The following is an 8971-nucleotide window of genomic DNA, read 5'->3' on the forward strand; positions in this document are numbered from 1 at the left end:
AAAGGTCTAGTTTCGAAAGATTCTAGACCTTTTTTATTGCATATAAAATTCAGTATTTACTAAAAAGTAAGGTGCTGCATAGAAGGAATATAGCGGTTGTCTATTGTACTGTGATACAACCAATAAAATAAAACGATCTAATTTATGACACCGACATCGTAACGTCATGACACCGACATGACACTCTCTTGTCCCTGATCGGGAGTTCACTTATCTTGGTTAGACGCATAGCTTCTTTAATTGTGTTTTCAAGTAAAAATGTTAGGGCTATAAAGGATAAATAAGAATACTTGATGAATGAAGTTTGGCAGGATATCCTTGAAATATAAAAGCCAGTGAATTTCGAAATTCACTGGCTTTTATTCCTATCTTTAATCTCTTATCATTTAGTAAGAAGTTATATTTATCGCTTATTACGACTTCCTCGGTGTGACACTTTTGAGGCTTTTTGTTTTCCTATTCTAGGTCCACTTCCTGTTTTTTTAGGTTTGAATGAAGATGTACTAGAGGATGCTTGTGCTGGACTTTGACGTTTTCTGTTTTTAGTTGCAGCTCTGTTTTTAGCATTTAATCCACTCTTCCTAAAGTCCGTTTGTATATCTAGTAACTCTAACTGCTTATTGATAGATTTATTACTAACAGAACGTCCTTTGTCATCTACATGCTTGTTAGAGTCTTCGAGCATATCAAAGAGAACTTCCAACTCTCCTGGATTTAAATCTCTCCAACTTCCTAAACCTAGTCCCTCTAACTCAATATTCATTATTTGAGTACGTTCTAGCTTTAAAACTTCATAGTCAAAGTAGGCACACATACGTCTAATTTGTCTATTTAAACCTTGAATCAACTCTATTTTGAAAGTATAAGGATTAATTTTTTCTACTTCACACTTACGAGTTACACGGTCAAGAATAGGAACTCCCGTTTTCATCTTTTCAATAAACTCATCCGTGATAGGTTTATCTACTTGTACAATATAAACTTTCTTATGATTGTTCCCAGCTCTTAAAATTTTATTTACTATATCTCCATCATTAGTAAGAAGAATAAGACCTTGAGAGTCTTTATCCAATCGTCCAATGGGGAAGATTCTTTGTTCGTGACTAATATACTTTACAATATTAGCTTTTTCGTTGGGATCTGTAGTACTTACTATTCCTACAGGTTTGTTAAAAGCAATATATACAGGCTCAATATCATTAACAATAAGTTCTCCATTGACAGTTACTTTTTGTTTAGGATAAACTCTATCGCCAATTGAAGCCTTTTTTCCATTAACTTTAACCTGACCTGCTTCGATAAGTTTGTCAGCTTCTCTTCTAGAACAGTAACCTGAGTTACTAATGTATTTATTTAATCTATACTCCATGGATGGTTTTCTTTATAGCAGATGAATAGATAATCATCAATTCACTTTTCAACTTTATACAAAGGTAATGATATAATTACTCTCTCTCTATTAAGAAATACAAAAAAGGAGTCCTATTTGTATTAGAACTCCTTTTTTAACTTCCTGAAAAGTTGTTATTATTTCTTTTTACGATTACCGTAACGGCTCATAAATTTATCAACACGACCAGCAGTATCTACTAATGTCGCTTTTCCAGTGTAGAATGGGTGAGAAGTACTTGAAATTTCAAGTTTTACTAGTGGGTAAGTTTCACCTTCGAATTCAACTGTATCTTTAGTGTTACAAGTTGATTGAGATAAGAACATGTCACCATTCGACATATCTTTGAATACCACTGGACGATAGTTTTCTGGATGAATACCTTTTTTCATTTCAGATACGTTATTAAAAATTTATTATTCTATTTTACTATTTTGGTAATAAATAGTGTAATGGTTCTATTTCAAGTTGCAAAGATAAGTGTTTTAATATTAATAACCGAAATTCATCTCGTAAAAAATGGGAATATCATTTAATTTTTCGACTTTTGTTATTACTAAACACAAAGTAACATGAAAAAGATTATTATTACCTTATCTGTAGCCTTAATAGGACTCTTTTTTTTACTGTCTTGTAAGAAAAAGGCTGAAACTCTTTATAGTATTGCTTTCTATAATGTTGAAAACTTATTTGATACTATTCATGATTCAGGCAAAAACGATTATGAATACCTTCCAGATGGGAGAAGAGAATGGGATAGGGAGAAATATACTAATAAACTTAAAAATATAGCTCAGGTATTAAGTGAGTTGTCAAGAGATAGAGTAAAAGAGGGTCCTGTAGTTATTGGATTAGCTGAAGTTGAAAACTTTAGAGTGCTGCAAGATTTAATTAGTGAACCTGCTCTCAAGAATGAATACCAATTTGTACATTATGAAGGTCCAGATAAGCGAGGTATAGATTGTGCACTCTTATATAATCCTAAATTATTTACACCTACTGCTAGTGTGCTAGTACCTTCTACTCCTTTTGAGGGAGATACTATTCATAAAACAAGAGGCTTTTTGGTTGTAACAGGAAATGTAGCTGATGAAGAAATGACTTTTATAGTAAATCATTGGCCATCACGTGGGGCAAAGGCTCCAGTCCGAGTTCATGCAGCCAATCAAGTAAAAGCCATAACAGATTCTCTTTATGCTGTTAATAAAAAAGCCAAAATAGTTGTCATGGGAGATTTAAATGATGATCCTATGGATGAAAGTGTTTCTGTAGCTTTTGGTGCTAAGAAATTTGTGAAGGATGTAAAAAAAGAAGGTTTCTATAATCCTTGGTGGGAAATATTAGAAGATAAAGGTGTCGGTACATTAATGTATCGTGGCGCTTGGAATTTATTTGATCAAATAATAATATCTCAACCTCTATTGAAAGCTAAAAAAGGATTGAGATATGTAGATAGTGAAGTCTTTATGAGAGATTACCTATTTCAGAAAACAGGTAAATATAAAGGCTCTCCTCTTCGTACTCATGGAGGGCAAACATGGTTAAATGGTTATAGTGATCACTTACCTACGATTATCTATGTAGAGAAGTAATTCTATATTTCTAAAGAATACTTAAGGCTGTAGATTGTAAAGAACTATCTACAGCTTTTTTTTGTTATCTGATTAGTGCAAAGGTAAATACTTTGTCTCTTTATGTAATGTGCAGATAGCAAATGGGTATGAAAGAATTCTTAATTCTTAAAATATGATAATGTCCTGATTTATTTTAGGGTATATTTACTTATTGTAGCTGTACAAATTGAACAATAATGCTTACTTTTGCATGGAATTCTAAAATTCACTAACAATAAACTTTATAAAAGAATGATTAATTACAAAGATTTAGGTCTTGTAAACACCAAAGAAATGTTTGCAAAGGCTATTAAAGGTGGATATGCTATACCTGCTTACAACTTCAATAACATGGAGCAGCTACAAGCTATTATTCAAGCTGCTGCAGAAACTAAATCTCCAGTTATCTTACAAGTTTCTAAAGGTGCTCGTGCATATGCAAACCAAACTCTTCTTCGCTACATGGCAGAAGGAGCAGTAGAATATGCAAAAGAACTAGGCTTAGAAAAACCTCAAATCGTGTTACACTTAGATCACGGTGATTCTTTCGAAACATGTAAATCATGTATTGACATGGGATTCTCTTCTGTAATGATCGACGGTTCTTCTTTACCATACGATGAAAACGTAGCTCTTACTAAAAAAGTAGTTGACTATGCTCACCAATTTGACGTAACAGTTGAAGGTGAACTTGGCGTTTTAGCAGGTGTTGAAGATGACGTTGTTGCTGAAGAGCACACATATACAAAACCAGAAGAAGTTGTTGACTTCGTAACTAAAACAGGTTGCGATAGTTTAGCTATTTCTATTGGTACTTCTCACGGAGCAAACAAATTTACTCCAGAACAATGTACAAGAGATGAACATGGTCGTCTAGTTCCTCCAGCATTGAGATTTGATGTACTAGAAGGTGTTGAAAAAGAACTTCCAGGTTTCCCTATCGTTCTTCACGGATCATCTTCAGTTCCAGAAAAAGAAGTTGAAACTATCAATAAATACGGTGGTGCATTAAAAGATGCTATCGGTATTCCTGAAGAACAACTTCGTAAAGCTGCTGCTTCAGCTGTATGTAAAATCAATATCGACTCTGATAGCCGTCTAGCTATGACTGCTGCAGTACGTGAAGTATTTGCTACAAAACCAGCTGAATTTGACCCACGTAAATATCTTGGTCCAGCTCGTGAAAATATGAAGAAACTTTACGTTCACAAAATTGAAAACGTATTGGGTTCTGCAAACAAACTATAATTAGGTAATACTAATATAAAATCAAGCGGAGGTAGTTTCTATCTCCGCTTTTTTTATGTTTGAAAGAATATAGAAACAAAAAAAGCGAAGGATTTTTCCTTCGCTTTATATCTTAATTTATAATTAATTAATTATAAACGACCTCCCACAACATCCCAATCTATAATGCTCCATAGAGCTTTTATATGATCAGCTCTTCTGTTTTGGTAATCTAGATAATAAGAGTGTTCCCAAACGTCAAATCCTAAAAGAGGTTTTAGACCTTTGCGAATAGGGTTTCCACCGTTAGTTTCTTTTGTTATCTGTAATTTACCAGCTTTATCAACTGACAACCAGGCCCAACCTGAACCAAATAGTGATGTTGAAGCAGTGTTAAATTCTTCTTTGAATTTTTCAAAGCTACCAAAGTCACGATTAATAGCTTCTGCTAGTTTACCTTGTGGTTCATTATGTTTTGGTTTTGGATTAAATTGAAGGAAGTATAGAGTGTGGTTTAAAACTTGGCCAGCATTATTGTACATAGGTCCTTCAGGACAGTTTACTACAACATACTCCAAATACTTACCTGCGAACTCTGTGCCTTCCACCAAAGTATTCAGAGTATTTACATAATTCTGTAAATGTTTACCGTAGTGGAATTCTATAGTTTGTTTACTAATTACTGGTTCTAATGCATTTTCTGCATAGGGAAGTTTCGGCATTTGAAAATTCATAGTCATAATAATTAAAGACATTAATAATGTTTTCATAAGTTCTTTTATTTAAGTTTGAACTCACTATAATAAACGTTATACATATTTGAAATGTTCTATGTATCTAAAGAATCTTTTATCTTTGTATAGAATTTAAAGAGGATTATAGCATAATGAAGCAAAACTACTTAGAAGAGCTTAATAAAAGCCAAAAAGACGCTGTATTGTACACTGAAGGTCCATCTCTTGTTATCGCAGGAGCCGGTTCTGGTAAAACTCGTGTATTGACCTATAAAATAGCTTATCTATTAGAGCAAGGTTTAGCTCCGTGGAATATATTAGCTCTTACCTTTACAAATAAAGCTGCTCGAGAGATGAAAGAGAGAATAGCTTCTATTGTGGGTAAAGAAAGAGCTGTTTATTTATGGATGGGAACTTTTCACTCTGTCTTTTCTCGAATTCTAAGGACAGAGTCTAAGGTTCTAGGTTTTACTTCTAATTTCACCATTTACGATACAAGCGATAGTAGGAGCTTAATCCGTACCATCATTAAAGAAATGGCACTAGATGATAAGTTGTATAAGCCTGCCGCTGTACAAGCACGAATATCCAATGCTAAAAATCAGCTTGTGTCGCCTTCAGCTTATGCAACCAATAAATCCTTCTTTGAAAGTGACTCCGCTGCTAAGATGCCTGCTATACGTGATATATATAGACGTTACTGGGATAGGTGTCTCCAGGCAGAAGCTATGGATTTTGATGATCTGTTGTTTTATACCTATTTACTATTTAGAGATAACCCTGATATTTTAGCTAAATATCAAGATCAGTTTAAGTTTATATTAGTGGATGAGTATCAAGACACGAACTTTGCCCAGCATTGTGTTGTGCAGCAACTAGCAAAGAAACATCAGAAACTGTGTGTTGTGGGAGATGATGCTCAAAGTATCTATTCTTTTAGAGGTGCTGATATAGATAATATCTTACAATTTACAAAGATATTTGAAGGAGCTAAAGTGTTTAAGCTAGAACAAAATTATCGTTCTACACAGAATATTGTTTCTGCAGCAAATAGCTTAATACGTAAGAATAGTCGCCAAATACCCAAAGATGTTTTTTCTGAAAATGAGCAGGGAAATAAAATTCAATTATTCCAAGCATATAGTGACATTGAGGAAGCTGAAATAGTAGCCAAAGAAATTAGAGAGTTGAATAAACTCCATAGCTATGACTACTCAGATTATGCTATTTTGTATAGAACAAATGCTCAGAGTAGAGTATTTGAAGAGGTTTTTAGGAAAAGGGCGATACCTTATAAAATTTATGGGGGCTTGTCATTCTATCAGCGTAAAGAGATAAAAGATATTATATCTTATTTCCGGTTGATAGTAAATCCTAGTGATGAAGAAGCTCTAAAACGTATCATAAATTACCCTGCCCGAGGTATTGGTGCAACTACTCTAAGCAGAGTTGCCGAAGCTGCTAGTGAATACAATACGAGTTATTGGAATATAATATCTGAACCATTGACCTTTAATGTAGATATAAATAAGGGTGTCCAACGAAAGTTGAAAGACTTTGTTGATATGATGAATGCTTTTAAGGAAAGTCTTGAGACTAAAAATGCTTATGAAATAGGTGTTCATATTATTCGTGAATCGGGAATTATGGCAGATGTAACTCAAGACAACTCCCCAGAAAGTATGTCGAGAAAAGAAAATATAGAAGAGTTAGCCAACGGTATGAGTGAATTCTGTAACTCTCGTCTAGAGGAAGGTAATGAAGATGTTTTTCTTTACAATTTTTTATCAGAAGTTTCATTGCTGACAGATCAAGATAATGATACAGAGGAAGATTTTAATAAAGTAACCTTGATGACCGTGCACTCTGCTAAAGGTTTGGAATTCAAAAATGTTTTTGTTGTGGGGCTTGAAGAGAAACTATTTCCTAGTAATATGTCTGGTGATTCTCCTCGGGCATTAGAAGAGGAGAGAAGGTTATTTTATGTAGCAATTACTAGAGCAGAAGAAAACTGTATGCTTAGTTTCTCAAAAAGCAGAATGCGTTATGGAACTCTTGAGTTTGGATCTCCCAGCAGATTTATAGCTGAAATAGATGACTCCTATGTAAAGATTCCTAGTGGCATAGCTTTAGGTAGACGGATCGATGAGGCTGCATCTAGTTTCAGAAAAGAAAATAGAGAAAGAAAATCTCCTATTTCAAATCCATCCTCTAGTGCTATACCTCAGAATCAACGTACTCTTAAGAGAGTTGGTGCTCTTCCTCCTTCTCGTAAAACAAACTCTAGTCCAAGTAACTTAGAGGTTGGGCAGAAAGTTGAACATGAACGATTTGGTGTTGGATTTGTTAAGAAACTTGAAGGTGATGGTGACAATGCTAAAGCGAGTATCGAATTTGAACATGCTGGAACCAAACAATTGTTGTTGCGTTTTGCCCGTTTTAAAGTAATAGAATAATATTTATTAAAGAATGATAGATTACAACCAATTTCCCAATCCATGTTATATCATGGACGAATCTCTCTTGAGAAAAAATTTAGAAAAAATAAAAGGTGTAGCTGATACTGCAGGAATAGAAATTATCCTCGCATTCAAATCATTTGCTTTGTGGCGAACTTTCCCCATTTTTAGAGAATATATAGGACACTCTACCGCTAGCTCGAAATATGAGGCTCGTATGGCTTTAGAAACCTTCGGTAGTAAGGCTCATACTTATTCTCCTGCTTATACAGATGAAGACTTTCATGAGATAATGAGATGTAGTGATCACATTACATTCAATTCGCTAACTCAATATGAGAGATTTTATCGTAAAACGTTAGAGCATGACATTACTTGTGGACTGAGAATAAACCCAGAATACTCAGAAGTAGAAAATGATCTTTATAATCCTTGTGCTCCAGGTAGTCGCTTTGGAGTAATTCAAAGTCAAATGCCTGAAAAGTTACCTGAAGGAATTGAAGGGTTTCACTGCCATACTTTATGCGAGTCGAACTCTTATGATTTTGAAAGGACTTTAGTGTACATTGAAAGAAACTTCAGCAAATGGTTTGATCAAATTAAGTGGATCAATTTTGGTGGAGGACATTTAATGACTCAAAAAGATTATAATAGAGAACATCTTATTGGTGTGTTGAAAGGATTTAAAGCCAGATATCCTCATTTACATGTAATTATGGAACCTGGGTCTGCTTTTACTTGGCAAACAGGAGTACTTACATCTAAAGTGGTTGATATCGTAGAAAATAAAGGAATAAAAACGGCTATTGTGAATGTGAGCTTTACTTGCCATATGCCTGATACTCTTGAAATGCCTTATCAGCCAGTTATAACTGATGCTAAAATCGGTAATGATGGACCTTATATTTATCGAATTGGTGGAAATTCATGCTTAAGTGGTGATTGGATGGGAAATTGGAGTTTTGATAAAGAATTAAAAGTAGGTGATGTTGTTGTCTTTGAAGATATGATTCATTACACTACTGTAAAAACTACAATGTTTAATGGAATTCATCATCCACATATTGGATTGTGGACAAAAGATAATAAAGCTTTAGTAATGAAGCATTTTACTTATGGAGACTATTTAAACCGCATGTGTTAATGAGGGTTGTAGGGTAAATTGTTTGAAAATATATAGGCTAAAAATTTGCTTTATATAGAAAATGATTTACCTTTGCACACGCAAATAAGGAACACAACCTTTATAAATGTGTGGGGCAAATACCAGAGTGGCCAAATGGGGCAGACTGTAAATCTGCTGGCTTACGCCTTCGGTGGTTCGAATCCATCTTTGCCCACACAAAATGCGAAAGTAGCTCAGTTGGTAGAGCACAACCTTGCCAAGGTTGGGGTCGCGGGTTCGAATCCCGTCTTTCGCTCTCTTTAATTTGGAGGGGTGGCGGAATTGGTAGACGCGCTACCTTGAGGGGGTAGTGACCTATGGTCGTGTGAGTTCAAATCTCATCCTCTTCACTTATAGAACTTTTACTAGAAGGATGTATTTTT

At 34.5% G+C, this 8971-nt stretch carries 7 protein-coding genes and 3 tRNA genes; 7 read left to right on the top strand and 3 right to left on the bottom strand.

The genetic code is table 11. From position 1 onward, the window contains the following. Positions 1-403 precede the first annotated feature (403 nt). Together rluF and K8V80_RS00605 are read right to left on the bottom strand one after the other, a co-directional pair. Positions 404-1369, bottom strand: coding sequence for a 23S rRNA pseudouridine(2604) synthase RluF (rluF, locus tag K8V80_RS00600; protein WP_276774612.1), 966 nt, complete (start codon positions 1367-1369; stop codon positions 404-406). A gap of 158 nt (positions 1370-1527) precedes the next feature. Next, positions 1528-1782, bottom strand: coding sequence for a type B 50S ribosomal protein L31 (locus K8V80_RS00605; RefSeq protein ID WP_006744292.1), 255 nt, complete (start codon positions 1780-1782; stop codon positions 1528-1530). 180 nt (positions 1783-1962) lie between these two features. On the opposite strand from K8V80_RS00605, the gene K8V80_RS00610 reads away from it, so the two are divergent. Further along, on the top strand, positions 1963-2982 hold the full coding sequence (locus K8V80_RS00610; protein WP_276774618.1) for an endonuclease/exonuclease/phosphatase family protein: 1020 nt from the start codon (positions 1963-1965) through the stop codon (positions 2980-2982). A 273-nt stretch (positions 2983-3255) separates the two neighbouring features. Beyond that, positions 3256-4251: a class II fructose-bisphosphate aldolase gene (locus K8V80_RS00615; RefSeq protein ID WP_006744294.1), complete on the top strand. Its 996-nt coding sequence runs from the start codon at positions 3256-3258 to the stop codon at positions 4249-4251. Between the two features lie 131 nt (positions 4252-4382). Here the strand turns inward: K8V80_RS00615 and K8V80_RS00620 are convergent, their stop codons facing one another. Further along, a complete protein-coding gene (locus tag K8V80_RS00620; protein WP_276774623.1) occupies positions 4383-5000 on the bottom strand; it encodes a superoxide dismutase in 618 nt (205 codons plus the stop codon). A 116-nt stretch (positions 5001-5116) separates the two neighbouring features. Between K8V80_RS00620 and K8V80_RS00625 the strand changes: the two genes are divergently transcribed. From K8V80_RS00625 to K8V80_RS00645, 5 genes are all read left to right on the top strand, one after another. Further along, positions 5117-7420, top strand: a complete 2304-nt coding sequence (locus K8V80_RS00625; RefSeq protein ID WP_276774626.1) for an ATP-dependent helicase — start codon at positions 5117-5119, stop codon at positions 7418-7420. A gap of 13 nt (positions 7421-7433) precedes the next feature. Then, positions 7434-8567, top strand: a complete 1134-nt coding sequence (gene nspC / locus K8V80_RS00630; RefSeq protein ID WP_276774629.1) for a carboxynorspermidine decarboxylase — start codon at positions 7434-7436, stop codon at positions 8565-8567. Positions 8568-8680: 113 nt separating this feature from the next. After that, positions 8681-8763 (top strand) — tRNA-Tyr (locus K8V80_RS00635). Positions 8764-8771: 8 nt separating this feature from the next. After that, positions 8772-8844 (top strand) — tRNA-Gly (locus K8V80_RS00640). An 11-nt stretch (positions 8845-8855) separates the two neighbouring features. Beyond that, positions 8856-8938 (top strand) — tRNA-Leu (locus K8V80_RS00645). Positions 8939-8971: the final 33 nt, after the last annotated feature.

Origin of the sequence: Bacteroides coprosuis, from assembly GCF_020741705.1 — a bacterium.
GTDB lineage: Bacteria > Bacteroidota > Bacteroidia > Bacteroidales > Bacteroidaceae > Bacteroides_E > Bacteroides_E coprosuis.